The 17,939-nt window shown below is 45.7% G+C and carries 16 protein-coding genes; all 16 read left to right on the forward strand.

What is annotated here, in order from left to right; all coding sequences use genetic code 11:
* Nucleotides 1-39 precede the first annotated feature (39 nt).
* The 16 genes from ACYCS5_RS24925 to ACYCS5_RS25000 all read left to right on the forward strand — a co-directional run bounded on the left by ACYCS5_RS24925 (nucleotide 40) and on the right by ACYCS5_RS25000 (nucleotide 17,863).
* Nucleotides 40-2,712 (forward strand): FtsK/SpoIIIE family DNA translocase, encoded by a 2,673-nt coding sequence (locus ACYCS5_RS24925; RefSeq protein WP_459760262.1) that lies wholly within the window; start codon nucleotides 40-42, stop codon nucleotides 2,710-2,712.
* A 225-nt stretch (nucleotides 2,713-2,937) separates the two neighbouring features.
* Entirely contained in the window at nucleotides 2,938-3,789 is an 852-nt protein-coding gene (gene sleB / locus ACYCS5_RS24930) for a spore cortex-lytic enzyme (RefSeq protein WP_340955231.1), read from the forward strand.
* Nucleotides 3,790-3,949: 160 nt separating this feature from the next.
* The gene (yfmF, locus tag ACYCS5_RS24935; RefSeq protein ID WP_029517037.1) at nucleotides 3,950-5,230 is read left to right on the forward strand and encodes an EF-P 5-aminopentanol modification-associated protein YfmF; all 1,281 of its coding nucleotides are present in this window, start codon (nucleotides 3,950-3,952) and stop codon (nucleotides 5,228-5,230) included.
* 2 nt (nucleotides 5,231-5,232) lie between these two features.
* Nucleotides 5,233-6,513 carry an EF-P 5-aminopentanol modification-associated protein YfmH gene (gene yfmH, locus ACYCS5_RS24940; protein ID WP_039273585.1) on the forward strand — a complete coding sequence of 427 codons (1,281 nt, stop codon included), beginning with the start codon at nucleotides 5,233-5,235 and terminating at the stop codon, nucleotides 6,511-6,513.
* Between the two features lie 20 nt (nucleotides 6,514-6,533).
* On the forward strand, nucleotides 6,534-7,301 hold the full coding sequence (gene ymfI, locus ACYCS5_RS24945; protein WP_069011413.1) for an elongation factor P 5-aminopentanone reductase: 768 nt from the start codon (nucleotides 6,534-6,536) through the stop codon (nucleotides 7,299-7,301).
* Nucleotides 7,302-7,403: 102 nt separating this feature from the next.
* The gene (locus tag ACYCS5_RS24950; RefSeq protein WP_013309950.1) at nucleotides 7,404-7,658 is read left to right on the forward strand and encodes a DUF3243 domain-containing protein; all 255 of its coding nucleotides are present in this window, start codon (nucleotides 7,404-7,406) and stop codon (nucleotides 7,656-7,658) included.
* 227 nt (nucleotides 7,659-7,885) lie between these two features.
* On the forward strand, nucleotides 7,886-8,659 hold the full coding sequence (locus ACYCS5_RS24955) for a DUF3388 domain-containing protein (RefSeq protein ID WP_013370747.1): 774 nt from the start codon (nucleotides 7,886-7,888) through the stop codon (nucleotides 8,657-8,659).
* A gap of 30 nt (nucleotides 8,660-8,689) precedes the next feature.
* Nucleotides 8,690-9,778: a RodZ domain-containing protein gene (locus tag ACYCS5_RS24960; protein ID WP_459760263.1), complete on the forward strand. Its 1,089-nt coding sequence runs from the start codon at nucleotides 8,690-8,692 to the stop codon at nucleotides 9,776-9,778.
* An 84-nt stretch (nucleotides 9,779-9,862) separates the two neighbouring features.
* Nucleotides 9,863-10,027 carry a hypothetical protein gene (locus ACYCS5_RS24965; protein ID WP_023988236.1) on the forward strand — a complete coding sequence of 55 codons (165 nt, stop codon included), beginning with the start codon at nucleotides 9,863-9,865 and terminating at the stop codon, nucleotides 10,025-10,027.
* 144 nt (nucleotides 10,028-10,171) lie between these two features.
* Nucleotides 10,172-10,663, forward strand: coding sequence for a YajQ family cyclic di-GMP-binding protein (locus ACYCS5_RS24970; protein ID WP_013309953.1), 492 nt, complete (start codon nucleotides 10,172-10,174; stop codon nucleotides 10,661-10,663).
* Nucleotides 10,664-10,872: 209 nt separating this feature from the next.
* Nucleotides 10,873-11,460 (forward strand): CDP-diacylglycerol--glycerol-3-phosphate 3-phosphatidyltransferase, encoded by a 588-nt coding sequence (gene pgsA / locus ACYCS5_RS24975; RefSeq protein ID WP_013309954.1) that lies wholly within the window; start codon nucleotides 10,873-10,875, stop codon nucleotides 11,458-11,460.
* A gap of 95 nt (nucleotides 11,461-11,555) precedes the next feature.
* Nucleotides 11,556-12,824: a competence/damage-inducible protein A gene (locus tag ACYCS5_RS24980; protein WP_039273576.1), complete on the forward strand. Its 1,269-nt coding sequence runs from the start codon at nucleotides 11,556-11,558 to the stop codon at nucleotides 12,822-12,824.
* 241 nt (nucleotides 12,825-13,065) lie between these two features.
* Nucleotides 13,066-14,127 carry a recombinase RecA gene (gene recA, locus ACYCS5_RS24985; RefSeq protein WP_023988239.1) on the forward strand — a complete coding sequence of 354 codons (1,062 nt, stop codon included), beginning with the start codon at nucleotides 13,066-13,068 and terminating at the stop codon, nucleotides 14,125-14,127.
* Nucleotides 14,128-14,322: 195 nt separating this feature from the next.
* Nucleotides 14,323-15,072, forward strand: a complete 750-nt coding sequence (locus tag ACYCS5_RS24990; RefSeq protein ID WP_459760264.1) for a regulatory protein RecX — start codon at nucleotides 14,323-14,325, stop codon at nucleotides 15,070-15,072.
* Nucleotides 15,073-15,446: 374 nt separating this feature from the next.
* Entirely contained in the window at nucleotides 15,447-16,991 is a 1,545-nt protein-coding gene (gene rny, locus ACYCS5_RS24995; RefSeq protein WP_013309958.1) for a ribonuclease Y, read from the forward strand.
* Between the two features lie 77 nt (nucleotides 16,992-17,068).
* Nucleotides 17,069-17,863 (forward strand): TIGR00282 family metallophosphoesterase, encoded by a 795-nt coding sequence (locus ACYCS5_RS25000; protein ID WP_013309959.1) that lies wholly within the window; start codon nucleotides 17,069-17,071, stop codon nucleotides 17,861-17,863.
* Nucleotides 17,864-17,939: the final 76 nt, after the last annotated feature.

The following is a 17,939-nucleotide window of genomic DNA, read 5'->3' on the forward strand; positions in this document are numbered from 1 at the left end:
GGTGACGTGGTATAATATTCTTCTGGGGGGTGACCTTGTATGTCCAGAAGAAGAAAAAGAAAAAAGAAAGCCGCATTTGGCGGAGTTCTAAAATTTGAAATTTACGGCATTGTGCTGATTACATTAGCGGTCATTTCGTTATCGGGTGAAGCGGCAGTTGGTCGGTCGCTATCCAAGATGTTTGGGCTCGTATTGGGGAAATTCTATTTTGTTATCCCTCTGATTGGCATTTATTATGGTCTGATGGTGATGATTCACCGCAAGTGGCCGAACCAGTGGAACTCGCGTAAAACGGGTTTGCTCCTGTTGGTATTTGCCTTTACACTTATGAGTTCTATTTCATCTATGGAGCAGCGTTTGGGGCCGATCAACGCGCTTCAGCCGGGCGGAGTGATGACCCAGATACATATAGATATGCGCGAGCAGTTGCTGTCGCCTGATCAGCAGGGCCATTCCTCAATGCTGAACAAGGATATCAGCGGGGGTTACGTAGGCGCGTTGCAGCTTACTGTTCTGTTGTGGCTGTTTGGTCTCACGGGAGCTAAACTGATCATGATTGTTATGTTCGTCATTTGTTTCATGCTGATGACTCAACTGTCCTATGTGGATTTGGTGCGGATTGTAAAGACCAAGCTGCTAGCAGCTGGGGGAAGTGTGCGCAAAAAGTGGACTGGTAAAGCTACTCCGCTTTCGGCATCTAGCAAAGGTAATGGAAATAGAAAGATCAAGTCTGAGCCGATTCCTGCCTATGAGGAAGACATGGATGATGACTTTGACGAAATGCAGCCTCCTGCACGCAAACAACCGATTTTCTTTCAGTTGTTTGGTCTTAAGAATTCAGATAAAGCGGACAAGGAAGAGCATTCCGTCGATGAGGATGAGCATGATTTTCCATATGAAGCTGAGGACGCGCAGGCCCAGTGGAGAAATGGCAACCAGAGTGAAGAGCTGTCTGACGTAGTCGAACACGCTGAGCAGGAAGCTGCAATTCCGGTAAAAAGGTCGCCGATTATTAGGGATTTCTTCGAACAAGTAAAGCATGAGGAAAGAAGAACGGAAGCTGAATTTGGAGAGTCCCTGACAGGGGCAGAGCAGACGACTTCCATTATTGACGAACCCCTGGATGATGACTTTATGGGTGCCAATGCGAATAAGGATATGGATGATTCGACTACGATTCAGGGGACATTAGAAGGTGCTCAGGGACAAGCTCAGACGATTGCAACTGGGGTGGCAGGCGAAGAGGTTGAAGGTACCCATACAGCTATCCCGGCTCCGCCGCCGCCTAAACCGTACAAGCTACCATCGTTTCGTTTGCTTGCTAAACCACAAAATGCAGGCAAAGGTATGGGACAAAAGGATTATATGCAAACGGCACGCAAACTGGAAGCAACGCTGGAAAGCTTCGGTGTGCGGGCGAAGGTGCTGGAGGTTGTCCGTGGCCCTGCCGTAACACGTTATGAAATTCAGCCGGACATTGGAGTGAAGGTCAGCCGTATTGTGAGTCTGACGGATGACATTGCGCTTGCGCTTGCTGCCAAAGATATCCGTATGGAGGCTCCAATTCCTGGCAAATCTGCTATCGGAATTGAGGTTCCGAATAATGAAGTTTCCATTGTAACGATGCGTGAGGTAATGGAGACAACCGTTTTCCAGGAGTCAGCTTCCAGCTTGTCTATTGCATTCGGACGTGATATTGCAGGACAGACGATTGTCGGTAATTTGGCCAAGATGCCCCATCTGCTTGTAGCTGGGGCAACAGGTTCGGGTAAATCAGTGTGTATCAATGGGATCATCACGAGTATTTTGTACAAAGCAAAGCCGGATGAGGTCAAATTTTTGATGGTCGATCCTAAAATGGTGGAGTTGAACGTGTACAACGGAATCCCACATTTGTTGGCTCCGGTCGTGACTGATCCAAAGCGTGCCTCACTTGCATTGAAGAAAATTGTAGTTGAAATGGAAAAAAGGTATGAGTTATTTTCCAAATCAGGAACCCGTAATATTGAGGGATACAATAATTTGATGAAAGATAACCCGGATGCATTTCTGCCTTACATCGTCGTTATTGTGGACGAGTTGGCAGATTTAATGATGGTAGCTGCGGGAGATGTGGAGGATGCGATTGCACGACTTGCCCAAATGGCGCGCGCAGCAGGCATCCACCTTATCATTGCAACGCAAAGACCTTCGGTTGACGTAATTACCGGGGTAATTAAAGCCAATATTCCTTCACGTATTGCCTTCGGCGTTTCCTCGCAGGTAGATTCCCGTACTATATTGGATATGGGTGGAGCCGAGAAGCTGCTCGGACGTGGTGATATGCTGTTCATGCCAATGGGTGCTTCTAAACCAGTCCGCGTTCAGGGAGCGTTCATGAGCGATCAAGAAGTCGAAAATATTGTTAACTATGTACGTGAACAGGGTGAAGCGCAGTATGATGAGACGCTAGTGCCGGAGGTGGAAGAGGTATCGGCTGATGCAGATGAAATGCTGGATGAGCTGTACGATCAGGCTGTCAACATCATTTTAGAGGCTAAACAAGCTTCCGTTTCGCTCCTTCAGCGCCGTATGCGGATCGGTTATACACGTGCTGCTCGACTGATTGACTCCATGGAAGCTCGCGGAGTCATCGGCCCTTACGAGGGCAGCAAGCCCCGTGAGGTTCTTATCTCAATGGAGCAATATCAGCAAAATAAAGTTAGTTCCTAAGCATTATCTCTATCCAGCACTACATTAAAACGCTGTTCGTTCGCAAGGTAGTTGTTCTAAAATGACAACTCCAAGTGCACAAACAGCGTTTTTTATGATGTATTTTTGAGGTGTGGCGACTACCTGCTGAAAGAAGATTAAAAGGGTGAATAGCTTTAAGCGGAGCTTGTCATAATAAACGTAGCCATCCTGTTAATCCCACAAAAGAAAGGTAGAGCGCAGCATATGAAAAAGACAATGGTCTGGATTTGCACGGGTATCCTCGCAGCCTCGGCTATTACGTACACAGGACTTTTTAAAAATGACTCTGCACAGCAGCAAGCAGAGTCGCTCAGCACACAGCAGAAAGTACAAGCGGCGCAACCATCCGAGCCGACATTCAGCTCGGGAGCGGTTGATTTTGGATCTTACGGTCAGGATGTATATGAGTTGCAATCACGTTTGAAGTTGCTGGGCTTTTTTGGCGGGAAAGTGGACAGCCATTTTGGCAGCAGTACACTAAAAGCTGTTAAAGGTTTTCAAAAGGAATTTGGTATCCGTCCCGATGGAGTGGTCGGAGCAAAGACGAAATTAAAGCTGGTGAATGCTACCCCTAACTGGAAGCCAACGGAAACTCCTATGCATCGTAACAATCAAGGTTCCGCTCAGGGACACACAGCGGACAATAATGATAAAGCGGATCAAAATGATGAAACAATGGGATCGGCCAACACCATGGGACTATCTGCAAACGATCTTAAGATTTTGGCTAATGCGGTCTACGGTGAATCCCGTGGCGAGCCCTTTGAAGGGCAGGTTGCCGTGGCGGCGGTTATTTTGAACAGGGTTAAATCACCTAGTTTTCCAAATACACCATCTGGGGTGGTTTTCCAGCCGGGGGCCTTTACAGCTGTAGCAGACGGACAAATCTGGCTTACGCCGAATGAAACTGCACAGAAGGCAGTACGACAGGCGCTGAACGGCTGGGACCCAAGCGGAGGATGTCTCTATTATTTTAACCCAAAAACAGCCACCTCCAAATGGATTTGGACCCGTCCGCAGGTGAAAACCATCGGGGAACATATTTTTTGCATGTAAAACGCCGAAGCAGCCGGGAGCTTGTCTCCGGTTGCTTCTTGGCTTTTGCATGGTTAGAATAAAGATTGGTACACTTTACCTCTTTACAGGGGGACGATTTACAGCAGCTAATGCTAATCAAAGGCTAGACGCCAATTGACGTCACAAAGGAGTTTTGGACTTGAACAAAACAGGTTTCGAGCGTGGCACACGCAGACAACTGAGGATTCATGTACTGCCAACCAAGCGCTTTAAGACGTTTGCTATATCATTGTATGTAGGCACTCCGCTACGGGAGGAAACCGTAACTCGAGTGGGGCTGGTACCTTTCGTTCTGCGCCGGGGTACAGAATCGTATCCGCAGACTACACAATTCAGAGAACAGTTAGAGCAATTGTATGGCGCAGGTTTCGGATTCGATGTGTATAAACGTGGAGATTATCAGATCGTGCAATTTCGCATGGATACGATTAATGACAGCTTTGTAAACAGTCCGGATAGTTTGCTGGATCGTTCGTTTGCTTTCCTTGGAGAAGTGCTGACGAAGCCTGCATTGGAAAATGATGCATTTCAAACTGGATACGTTCAGCAGGAACGAGAAAATGTGCGCAAGAAGCTGGAATCTATAGTTAACGATAAAATACGTTATGCTGGTGAGCGCTGCATGGAGGAAATGTGCAAAGATGAGCCTTATCGTCTGCACCCTCTTGGTCAACGATCTGATCTGGACAGTATAGATGCACAGAGCTTGTATGAGGCTTATGGAGAATGGCTGAATCATGCCAGCATGGATTTATACGTTGTGGGAGATACGACGCTAGAAGAAGTTGAGAAGTTTGTTGATCGCTATTTTCAATTGAACCGTTCAGCGGAAGCAGGGTATGTTCCGGAACAGCCCAAGTCGGTAGAGCGTGATGTTCAAACTGTTGTAGAGCGTCTTGATGTGAACCAGGGCAAGCTCAACATGGGATTGCGGACCCCTATTACGTATGGTGACGATCGCTATGCATCCGCTCTGATGTACAATGGCATTCTGGGCGGGTATCCGCATTCAAAGCTGTTCGTTAATGTAAGGGAAAAGGAAAGTTTGGCGTATTACGCTTCATCGCGATATGACGGGCATAAAGGGATTGGTACGATTCAATCTGGTATTGAAATTCCTAATTATGAAAAAGCGGTTACTATTATCCGCAAGCAACTGGAAGATACGCAAAACGGAGCGATTACTGAGCTGGAAATGACCCAAACGCAGGCGATGATTCGCAACTTGCTGAAGGAGATGCAGGATTCCGCTTTTGAGATGATCGCCTATGATTTTAACAGACAGCTTTCCGGTAAAGAGCGGACGGTAGATGAGCTGCTGAGTCAGGTGGAGGCAGTCAAGGTGCAGGATGTTCAGGATGCCGCCCGGACGTTCCGACTGGACACTATTTATTTCTTGAGAGACCAGAAAGGGGAATAACGGTGGAGCATATACCTTATGAGCATTTGCAGGAAACGCTGTACTATGAAGTAATGGATAACGGCTTACACGTTTATGTGTTGCCCAAACCGGGTTTTCAGAAGACGTACGCCACATTTGCGACTAAATACGGCTCGGTTGATAATCATTTCCGCGTAGAAGGTCAACAGCCCGTAAAGGTGCCGGATGGCATAGCCCATTTTTTGGAGCATAAAATGTTTGAAGAGCCTGAAGGAGATATTTTTGCTACCTTTTCCTCTAATGGTGCATCGGCGAACGCATTTACGAGCTTTGATCAAACCGTATATCTGTTTTCGGCAACTGAGCGTATTCAAGAAAATTTGACCACGCTGGTCAATTTTGTTCAACATCCTTACTTTACAGATGAAAATGTAGAGAAGGAAAAAGGCATTATTGGCCAGGAAATCAATATGTATGAAGATAACCCCGATTGGCGGAGTTACTTTGGTCTGATCGAGGCGTTGTACAAGGTCCATCCGGTGCATATTGATATCGCAGGTACGATTCAATCCATCAGTACGATTACAAAGGAAACGCTGTACAGTTGCTATGAAGCTTTCTACCACCCAAGCAATATGATTCTTTTTGTAGTGGGAGGAGTGGATCCAGCTGAAGTAATAGAGCTGGTACGTAACAATCAGGCCAAAAAGGACTATAAGCCGCAGGGAGAGATTGAGCGGATTTTCGACGATGAACCCACTACAGTTGCAGAACCACGTCGTGAGGTGAAGCTGGCCGTTTCTCTGCCAAAGCTACTGTTTGGATTCAAGGAGGCTGAAGTAGGCTTAACGGGTGAAGAATTGCTTCGTCATGATCTGGAAACCAAGCTGATGCTTGATCTCCTATTTGGTTCCAGTACACAACTGTATCAAAAGCTCTACGATGAGGATCTGATTTCGGACAGTTTTGGCCATGAGTACAATAGTACGCAGCAATATGCATTTTCCGCAATCGGTGGAGATACCAAAGACCCGGATCGGCTGTTGGCGAGAATACGTGAAGAGGTGGAGTCCATCCAGAAGCAGGGCTTCGCAGCAGAACATTTTGAACGGGCACGCAAAAAGAAAATCGGTGGTTATCTGCGTACACTCAATTCACCAGAAAATATTGCGCATGAATTTACAAGACATCGCTTCCGGGGCAGTGATTTTTTCCAACTGCTTCCGATTTATGAAAGTATTACGCTTGAGGATGTAAATCGCCGTCTGAAAGACCATATCCAGTGGGATCAACTCGCAATATCACTAGTGGTGAGTCCGTAATGTCCAGGGAGAGGGAAACGATGACCACTGAGGGCGGAGAATTAAAAGCGATTGGCGATACAACTGTGCTGATTACAGGAGCGAGTGGCGGAATTGGTGCGGCTATTGCTGAGCGTTTTGCAGCTGTAGGGATGAATGTGGTCATTCACTACATGAAGTCCCATGAAAAAGCAAATGAAGTTGCCCGTCGTTGCATGGTTTATTCAGGCAAGGTAATGACCGTGTCAGCGGATCTGCGGAGCAAGGAGCAGATCGAACGCATGCGGGAAAAGCTGGATAATCACGGGATGAAGCCGGATATTCTTGTGAACAACGCCGGATTATCTCATTATGGGCTGTTGACAGATGTTTCGGAAGAGGAATGGGACGAAGTGATGGCAGTCAATGTTAAGGGAACCTTTCTGTGTACGCAGGTTTTTATGCCACATATGATTTCCCAACGCTATGGCCGCATTGTGAATGTTTCCTCCGTGTGGGGGATATGTGGGGCTTCGTGCGAGGTGTTGTATTCCACCACGAAGGGAGGCATTAACGCTTTCACTAAAGCGCTGGCTCAAGAAGTAGCACCTTCCGGGGTGACAGTGAATGCAGTAGCTCCAGGTGCAGTGAATACGTCGATGCTGGATCATTTAGATGAAGGCGAAATTACCAGTTTGGAAGAAGAAATTCCTGCCGGACGATTGGCTCGACCTGATGAGATATCATCCCTGGTTTATTTTCTTGCGCTTCCTGAGTCAGGTTATATTAATGGCCAGGTCATAAGTCCTAACGGAGGATGGGTGACTTAAGGGAAATAGCGCTTGGAGGAATCCACCAGTATAGTAAGCGTCTGAGAAGAGCATATTACAACTGTTGATTTTAAATCTGAATCATCTAAGGAGGATTTAAGTATGTCAACAGTTGTTCAGAATTTTGATGTTTGGAAAAAGTTCCTCGGTCAGCGTGTAGAGCAAGCGGAGAAGCTGGGAATCAGCCAAGATACCATTTCAGAGCTTGCTTATGAAATCGGTGATTTTCTGGATGAGAAGGTCGATCCAGCCAACCACTCCAACCGCGCATTGAAAGAACTGTGGGGAGTTGCCGATGAGGACGAGCGTCACACCATCGCCCGGCTAATGGTTAAATTGGCCAAGAGCAACGCATAAGTAAGAACCAACATGAAAAGCTCCCTTTTGGGGGCTTTTCTGTAATGGTTACAGAGCTGTTCTTGTAATTCCATTGTAATTTATATATCATAAACGTGATTGAGGCTTACAACACAATGCAGCCTATCAAATTTCAATAATTGGTTTTGTCGAAAGATGTTATTTTATGATACAATAATGCTTTGATTTGGAGTTGTTGACGGTTTGAATGTGAATGAGGTGCTAACGTGACGGAAGAAACGAAACAGTGGTACATGGAGTACAAGATACATAAAAATCGACCCGGACTGCTGGGAGACATTGCTTCCATGCTTGGTATTCTGGGGGTTAATATACTGACGATCAACGGTGTTGAAGGTGAAAGACGGGGGATGTTGCTTGAAACAGACGATGATGAGAAGATACGTATTCTCGGAGACACGTTAAAAAAAGCGAGCAACATTACAGTCACGGCCTTACGTGCTCCGAGACTGGTTGATATATTGGCAGTAAGACATGGCCGGTACATCGATCGGGATTCGGATGATCGTAAAACATTTCGCTTTACACGCGATGAGCTTGGGTTGCTGGTCGATTTTTTGGGTGAAGTATTAAAGAGGGACGGCAATCAGGTAATCGGTCTTCGCGGGATGCCACGTGTGGGCAAAACGGAATCCATTATTGCCAGTAGTGTATGCGCAATGAAGCGTTGGACTTTTGTATCTTCGACGCTACTACGACAGACGGTACGCAGTCAGCTCTCTGAAGAAGAAATGAACCCAAACAATGTGTTTATTATTGATGGTATTGTGAGTACAATTCGGTCAAATGAAAGACATTATCACCTGCTTCAGGAAATTATGAGCATGCCAAGTACTAAAGTGATTGAGCATCCTGATGTATTTGTACGTGAGTCGGGATACAGCTTTGACGATTTCAATATCATTATTGAACTTCGCAATAATCCGGCTGAGGAAATTATTTATGATACCTTTACAGCCAGTTATACAGAAGATCTTTAAATAAGCGTAATTACACAAGGAGATGATGACATGTCAGAACTGGGTCAGCAATTAAAGGAGGCCCGGCTGCAAAAAGGATTGAGCCTTGACGATGTTCAGGAAATGACGAAGATACGCAAACGTTATCTGGAAGCCATTGAGACGGGCGATTACAAAGTGCTGCCGGGAAGCTTTTATGTCAGAGCTTTTATTAAAACATACGCTGAAACGGTCGGGTTGAATCCTGATGAGATTCTGGAAGGGCATCAAAGCAATGTGCCTGAACCTGAACCGGAAGCAGTCATGGAGCCTGTTACACAGAAACGCTCCAGCCGTCCCGCCACGATTGGTAATCTTAAATGGTTGCCTACAGCGTTAATGTGGCTTTTTCTAGTTCTCATTGTTGGGGTTATTTATGCTTATTGGGTGAGCAACAACCATTCAACTCCAAAAACAGCAGAAAACACAACACCGATTACTACACCAAGTACAACACCAAGTACAACACCAAGTACAACACCAAACACGTCTACTCCTGATACCACTACGACACAGCCGAACAATGGTCAAACGACGGCTCCAAATGGTGCTGGTGGGCAGACTCCTGGTGCGGGGCAAACCGGGCAAACTCAGCCAAATGGTACGGGGAATACGGATGCTACTACTCCAAATACTGGACAACAGCCGGATACGACTACTCCACAACAAGGTGTAACTGTGGCACAGGACGGCAAGCAAGGCAAGACGACGATTTTTAAAGTTTCCAGTGCAACGGGAGCCACAGCCAAGGTTGATATTAAAGCTACGGGTGAAAGCTGGCTTGAAGTGTACAAGGGAGAAAATTCCCGTGGAGAAAAGCTGAGTTATGGTATGACTAAAAGTGGAGATGCCATGTCTTTCGATATTGGTCCAGAAGGTTTATATATCAAATCAGGGCGGTCTTCTGCCACAGATATTTCCGTAGCAGGTCAACCGATAACAGATAATAAATCGACTACTCGTGTACTGATACAGCAAGGAGAAGCCTCTTCGACCGGAACGAATGCAGGGGTGACGGGTTTACCTGCAGATTCTACGACAGGTAGCAGTACGGATTCAGCACAAAGTGGTACAGATTCTACAACTACTAATGGTGAATAAACGCCTTGGTGCGAGGAAATACTAATGACTGTAATTCCTGGAAAGGCAGTCATTTCATTTTCCGCAAAGTGAGGTGTATACGTTATGACCGTCAGCTGGATTGTGACTGGGCTCGGTATAATTGTCAGTTTACTGGGCTATTATCTGACACCGAATGCATGGGGCTATGGCATACTGGGCTTTGGTCTTGCTCACATTGTGCTTGGACTTTTGGATATGTTCCGAACTCCAACACGAAGCCATAATTAGATATTTTGACCGTAAATGAAATAAAGGCGTTTTTGTCAGGAAAACTGGCAAGAACGCCTTTTTAGTCAACCGATTATTGGATTTTTGTAAATGACTAGCCTATAATTAGATATTGAACTTTGTTGTGGAAAGGAAAGTGAAACGATGGCTTCAGAAAATTCATTTGATATCGTCTCCAAAATGGATATGCAGGAGTTAACAAATGCGGTTCATCAGACGGAGCGTGAAATTGAAACACGATTTGATTTCAAGGATAGCAAAAGTAGCCTCAAGCTTGAGAAAGAAGCTCTTACGATTGCATCGGAAGACGAATACAAGCTGAATGCGGTGATTGATATTTTGCAGTCTAAAATGGCTAAACGAGGTCTGTCCCTCAAAAATGTGGAGTATGGCAAATTGGAACCCGCTTCTCTAGGTTCAGTGCGTCAGCGTCTTTCGCTGAAGCAGGGAATTGATCAGGATAATGCCAAGAAAATTAACATTCTTATTCGGGACTCCAAGCTAAAAGTTAAAAGTCAGATTCAAGGTGATCAAATCCGGGTGACCGGGAAAAACAGGGATGATTTACAGGCGATCATTCAATTGCTACGTAAAGCTGATTTGCCATTGGAGCTTCAATTTACAAACATGAAATAAAGACGTTTTCCCTCATATATTTTGCAGGAAAAACGTTGCTTGATGTGCGGCAGGTTATTTTGACATGCGTTTTGCGCCATATTATACTTGTAACGAAAATGCAGACAATTCAGGTGTATAGCGCTCGCCGAAAGCGATTTACATAGGGTTGAATTTAATCCGAAAACTGCCATTTGTAATCAAGTACGATAATCAGGGGAGAGTGTGTTGTGAATTTACCCAACAGAATTACAATAACGCGGATTTGCCTTATCCCGGTGATGATGCTGGCTTTGCTGGTGGACTTTGATTTTTATCCGCCACCGATTGAGATCGGAGCTTTCAAGCTGCCGTATAATCAGCTGATTGCGGCTATCATTTTCCTTGTAGCAGCCAGCACGGACGGTCTTGACGGGTATTTGGCACGTAAAAATAATATGGTCACCAATTTGGGCAAGCTGTTGGACCCCCTTGCTGATAAGCTTTTGGTAACCGCCATTTTGGTTTCCTTGGTAGAAATGGGGAAAATTGATTCGTGGATTGTTGTTGTGATTGTTAGCCGTGAGTTTGCGGTTACGGGGCTGCGTCAGATTGCCTTGCTGGATGGGTCTGTGGTTGCTGCAAGCAATTGGGGCAAATTAAAGACGATCATTCAGATTGTTGCTATAGTAGCGCTGCTCATTAATAATTTCCCGTTTGTTTTTCTTGGTATACCGTTTGATTTAATAGCGATATGGGCAGCGGTGTTGATCACCATTTATTCGGGTATTGATTATTTCGTGAAAAATATCCATTTGCTGAGCTCCTCCAAGGTTTAACAGTATAAATTTTATGGAAACAGCAATAGGGACTAAACTTATTGCTGTTTCTTTATATAATTCCCATCATATTCGCAGTACAGGAGGAAGAATTGATGAAAGCTGAAATAATTGCGGTAGGAACAGAGTTATTGCTTGGACAAATAGTGAATACAAATGCTCAATATTTGTCACAAGAGTTGGCTACAATTGGAATCGATGTATATTTTCAGACTGTGGTTGGCGATAACATAGATCGGCTTCAGGAAGCCATAAGAATTGCTCAGAAGCGTGCGGATATTATTTTATTTTCTGGCGGTCTGGGACCGACCCAGGATGATTTGACGAAAGATGCGATAGCGTCTGTATTGGGGCGAAAATTGCACATAGATCGTCTTGCAATGGACAAGCTAGATCAATTTTTTCGTAACCGTGGGGTAGAAATGACCGAAAATAACCGCCGGCAGGCGCTTTCTATTGAAGGTGCTACTCCGCTTGAAAATGAGACAGGGCTAGCTGTGGGCGACGCAATTGCACAGGATGGTAAATTTTATGTAGTTTTGCCTGGACCTCCTAAGGAACTCAAACCGATGTTTGCAAACCAGGCCAAACCTTGGTTGCTTCAGCAGGCATTGAGCGGTGAGGAAATGCCAATTTATTCAAAAATGCTAAAATTTGCAGGGATTGGTGAGTCAGCTCTTGAAACCCGTTTGTTAGATCTGATCCAATCCCAGACAGACCCCACGATTGCTCCTTATGCCAAGGAAGGGGAAGTCACGATCCGTATATCCACCAAGGCGGCCAGCGAAAGTGAAGCATTGATTAAGCTGACGGCTACGGAAGTAGAAATTCAGCAGCGTCTTTCGGAATTTATGTATGCAAGCGAAGATGTTACGCTGGAGAAGGTTATCGTAGATCTAATGGCCAATCGCGGACTCACTGTGAGTGCGGCAGAAAGCTGTACAGGTGGAATGCTGATGGAACACCTCACTTCTATACCTGGCAGTGCTACTATGTTTCAAGGTGGCATCGTGTGCTATTCCAATGAAATGAAGATGAAATTACTCAACGTGCCTTGTGATTATTTGGAAGGGGATCAAGCGCCAGGTGCAGTGAGTAAGGAAGTGGCCCTTGTGCTTGCAGAGCAGGCGAGAATGATCATGGACAGCGATTTTGGACTTTCAGTTACTGGTGTAGCCGGGCCTGGGTATTCCGAACGGAAGCCAGTCGGTCTAGTGTATATTGGCATTGCTGAACGCGACAAGGAAACGGAAGTACATGAACTGAGATTGAGTGGTAACCGCGAAACAATCCGACTGCGATCAGTCAAAGCGATTCTGTACAGATTGTGGCGCAGGCTGGTAGAGAACGAGAAACTCTCTTAATCATTTATGTACAGTGTGGGTCGTAGAGTTGTTTTAGATAGATATTCATGATATAATCACCTTATCGGAAGAACCGTTGCAAAGCCTTTTGCCAGCGGTTCTTTTTTTGTTTTAAGAGACAGGTGTAATTACAGAAGAGAGCTGTGTGAATAAAAAAACGAATGTATGTTCGAAAAAATGCTTGGCAAGCGTGTCAAAACAAGGTATTATTAAAGTACAAACAATGAAGGATGTGAGTTTATTGTCAGATCGTCGTGCTGCGCTGGATATGGCGCTCCGTCAAATAGAAAAGCAATTTGGTAAAGGTTCCATTATGAAGTTGGGTGAGTCTACCCACATGCAAGTGGAAACGATCCCCAGTGGTTCGATTGCTTTGGATATTGCGTTAGGAACGGGCGGCTTTCCAAGAGGCCGGGTTATTGAAATATACGGACCGGAATCATCCGGTAAAACGACAGTAGCTCTTCACGCTATCGCAGAGGTGCAAAAAACAGGCGGACAAGCCGCCTTTATCGACGCCGAGCATGCGCTTGATCCGTCGTATGCAAGCAAGCTGGGTGTCAATATTGATGAGTTGTTACTATCGCAACCAGATACAGGAGAGCAGGCGCTTGAGATTGCCGAAGCCCTTGTACGTAGTGGAGCAGTAGACATTGTAGTTGTTGACTCCGTAGCGGCACTTGTGCCGAAGGCAGAGATTGAAGGCGAAATGGGAGATTCCCATGTCGGTCTTCAAGCACGTCTGATGTCGCAGGCATTGCGTAAGCTGTCTGGAGCCATTAACAAATCGAAAACTATTGCTATTTTTATTAACCAGCTACGTGAAAAAGTAGGTGTTATGTTCGGTAACCCTGAAACAACACCAGGTGGACGTGCCTTGAAGTTTTACTCTACGGTACGTTTGGATGTTCGTCGTATTGAAAGTTTAAAAATGGGTAACGACATTGTGGGTAACCGCACACGTATTAAAGTCGTGAAGAATAAAGTTGCCCCTCCATTCCGTCAGGCTGAAGTGGACATTATGTACGGTGAGGGCATTTCCAAAGAAGGTAGCTTGATCGATATCGGTACGGAGCATGACATTGTCGACAAGAGCGGAGCTTGGTATTCCTACGAAGGTGAGCGCCTTGGTCAGGGACGTGAGAATGCGAAGCAATTTTTGAAGGAAAATCCGAACATTGCTAGTACGATCGAGCAAAAAATTCGGGTGGCCAGCAATTTGATTACGACGGTTGCTCCGCCTACAGAAGAAGAGTTGGCACAGCAAGCCAAGGAAGAACAGGAATTGTTGGAGCTTGAATAAAGCTTGGTGAATCCTGATTTGTGAACTGGAGCCAGGGTTATGGCCAATCCGGTTGAATAGCATGATTCTGATGCCCTGCACAGTTGTGCAGGGCATTTTTGCATCAATTAAAGCTACTTTGTCAGCGGAATCTAACTTTTGCGTTGCAGTTGTCCAAAAGGCTGCTTTCGTGAATTTTAAAGTGAGGGAAATATATTGCAGTTGGACGATGAAGATGAATATTCTGCGGAAGCTAATAAGCAACAAGAGATTTCTCTTTTTCCAGATCATGAGGAATTGATGATTACTAGGGTAGAGCAGGGACAGGGACGCAAACGTGGACGCTATATCATTCATTTTGGCCCGTATTCACTGTCTGTATTAGAAGATGTAATGATCAAGTATAATATGTTCAAAGGAACGTCATTCGTCAAAAAGGAACTGGAAGATATTGTTCTGGCAGATGAAAAGCAACAGGCCTATGTACTCGCGCTTCGATATTTGGGGCGAAAGCCTCGCACACGTCAGGAAATTGCCCAGCGTTTGGTGCAAAAAGAACTGGATCAGTCTGTTATTGACGAAGTAATGGTCCGACTGGAAAGGGAGCAACTCGTGGATGATGATTTGTACGCCCGCCAATGGGCAAGGCAGCGTATAACTAGCCAACGTAAGGGGAAGATGTGGGTTAGGCAAGAACTCCGTCAGAAAGGCATCTCTAAAGCCTCTATTGGGGAAGCGTTAGGTGAAATCACCGATAATGAGGAGTGGGAGAGTGCTTTGACGGTCGGACGTAAGAAATGGAATCAGGTACGTGGTGATATAACGGAGAAAAAAAGGAAAACCTACCCTTTTCTCATGAGACGCGGATATTCGGGGGATATGACACGCCGAGTGGTCAATCATCTCACTGCGGCCGAGCATGACGCTGCTTCAGATGACGAGGAATTGTTGCAGTGGGAGGAATAATTGCCAAACGGCTGCTGAACCTTGGGCTAGTATGAACGGATAGGATGAGCTAGTTATTACATGGAAAGCTGCATGGTACTCTACTAATGTTTGCATTCCCTTGACAATGCCATTTGTCAAATAATAAAATATATATGAAACGATACTTGTGGAACGCCCTTTTTCCTTCCAAAAAAGCGGAATCCACCGGTGAGTTCTCATCGCCAAATAACAAGTGATGCCGCTATGCCAGGCGGAATTGTACATGTGAAAGCATGTGCATATGAAATGAAACGACCTTGTGTCGTTATCTTAGTTTGACGATCAAAGTAAATGTGACAATTGCAAAAAGTCCCAAGGAATGCCTTGGAGGAACCAACGGGGAGGTGAACAGTATGATGACTGCGATCTGGTTCGTTCTCGTTGCTGTAGCCGCGTTATTCTTTGGGTTCGGGATTGGTTATTTTATTCGCAAATCTATTGCAGAAGCTAAGATCTCCAGTGCGGAAGAAGCTGCCGCGCAAATCGTGGAGAACGCGAAAAAAGAGGCAGAAGCGCTGAAGAAGGAAACGGTATTGGAAGCGAAAGATGAAATTCACCGCATCCGTGCCGAAGCTGAAAAAGAAACTCGTGAACGTCGCAATGAAATTCAACGACAGGAACGAAGATTGCTGCAAAAAGAAGAATCGCTGGATAAAAAATTGGAATCGCTGGAACGCAAAGAAGAACAGGTGGCCAACAAAGAGAAACGAATCGATGAAACCCAGCAGCAAATTGATTTGATTTACAAGAGTCAGGTAACTGAGTTGGAGCGTATTTCCAATCTGACGATGGAGGATGCAAGAAGTATTATTCTGACCAACGTAGAGCAGGAAGTTCGTCATGAAACAGCTCAGATGATTAAAGAAATTGAACAGCAGGCCAAAGAAGAAGCGGACAAAAAGTCTCGTGAAATCATCACACTGGCCATCCAACGCTGTGCGGCAGATCATGTAGCAGAAACGACGGTTTCTGTTGTCACATTGCCGAACGAAGAAATGAAAGGCCGGATTATCGGGCGCGAAGGCCGTAATATCCGTGCACTTGAAACCCTTACAGGAATTGACCTCATTATTGATGATACGCCGGAAGCTGTTATATTGTCCGGATTTGATCCGATTCGTAGAGAGATTGCGCGTACTGCGCTTGAAAAGCTCGTAGCGGACGGACGGATACATCCGGCTCGTATTGAAGAGATGGTGGAAAAATCCCGTAAAGAGGTGGACGAACGAATCCGTGAATATGGTGAGCAGGCCACCTTTGAGGTGGGCGTGCATAGCTTGCATCCGGATTTGATCAAGATCTTGGGACGTCTTAAGTTCCGTACGAGTTACGGACAGAACGTATTAAAGCACTCGATGGAAGTTGCATACTTGACAGGTCTAATGGCCGGGGAACTGGGCGAAGACGTTGTACTGGCAAGACGGGCAGGATTGCTGCATGACATCGGGAAGGCGCTGGATCACGAAGTGGAAGGATCGCACGTTGAAATTGGCGTGGAACTGGCGAAGAAGTACAAGGAACACCCGGTCGTCATCAACAGCATTGCTTCACATCACGGCGACTGCGAAGCGACTTCAGTGATCGCCATGCTGGTTGGGGCGGCAGATGCTCTATCAGCAGCAAGACCGGGAGCGCGGCGTGAAACGCTAGAGACGTACATCCGTCGTCTTGAGAAGCTGGAACGCATCTCCGAATCTTTTGAAGGCGTTGAAAAATCATACGCAATTCAAGCCGGACGCGAAGTTCGTGTCATGGTACAGCCAGAGAAAATTGATGATGCGGAAGCATTCCGACTGGCCCGCGATATTACGAAAACGATTGAGAATGAACTGGACTATCCGGGACATATCAAAGTTACTGTTATTCGCGAGACCCGTGCGGTAGAATACGCAAAATAAAAGCATTTCAATGAAAAGTGGCCGCTGTTTGTAGGGCCACTTTTCATTTATGTAAGGCAGACTAGGGAGGGCTTTCTATCAACGTATTATTTATTGGAGACATCGTCGGCAGTGTAGGCAGAAAGGCACTGAGGGAAAATCTTCCTTCGCTCAAATCAAAATACAATCCGCATGTTATTATCGTGAACGGAGAAAATGCAGCTTCGGGAAGAGGAATAACTCCTGCTATCGCCAGAGAGTTTTTTGATTGGGGCGTTCATGGGATTACGATGGGAAATCATACTTGGGACAATAAGGAAATATTTGATTTTATAGATGATGAGCCACGGATCATTCGCCCGGCTAACTTTCCACCAGGAACACCGGGTCGGGGTTATACTGTTGTAAAGGGTGGAGGTAAGGAGCTGGCTATTGTTAATCTGCAAGGTAGAACCTTTTTGCCAGCTATTGACGATCCATTCCGTGCAGCAGATGAAATTGTCGATGAGTTGCGCAAAAAACATAAACATATCCTAGTTGATTTTCACGCCGAAGCAACCTCGGAAAAAATCGCTATGGGTTGGCATTTGGATGGACGTGCTTCAATCGTGGTAGGTACGCACACACATGTACAGAGCAATGACGATACAATTTTGCCACAAGGAACTGCGTATCAGACAGATGCGGGAATGGTAGGTCCTTATGAGGGAGTGCTTGGAATGCAGAAAGAGGCTGTGTTACAGAAATTCCAGACCCAGCTTCCGGTGCGTTTTCAAGTGGACATGGGCAAATGGCATTTCCATGCCATCAGCGTAGAGCTGAATGATAACGATGGAAAAGCCCGCAAAATTCAGAAAATCAGACTCAAAGAGGATGAATGGCGGATGGATTAACTTTTTTGTAAGCTGCTTAAGGAAAGAATAAGGAAAACTGTCACCAAAAAGCAGGAATTTTTTGCTGACCCTCGAA

This window comes from Paenibacillus sp. SEL3, assembly GCF_054602585.1.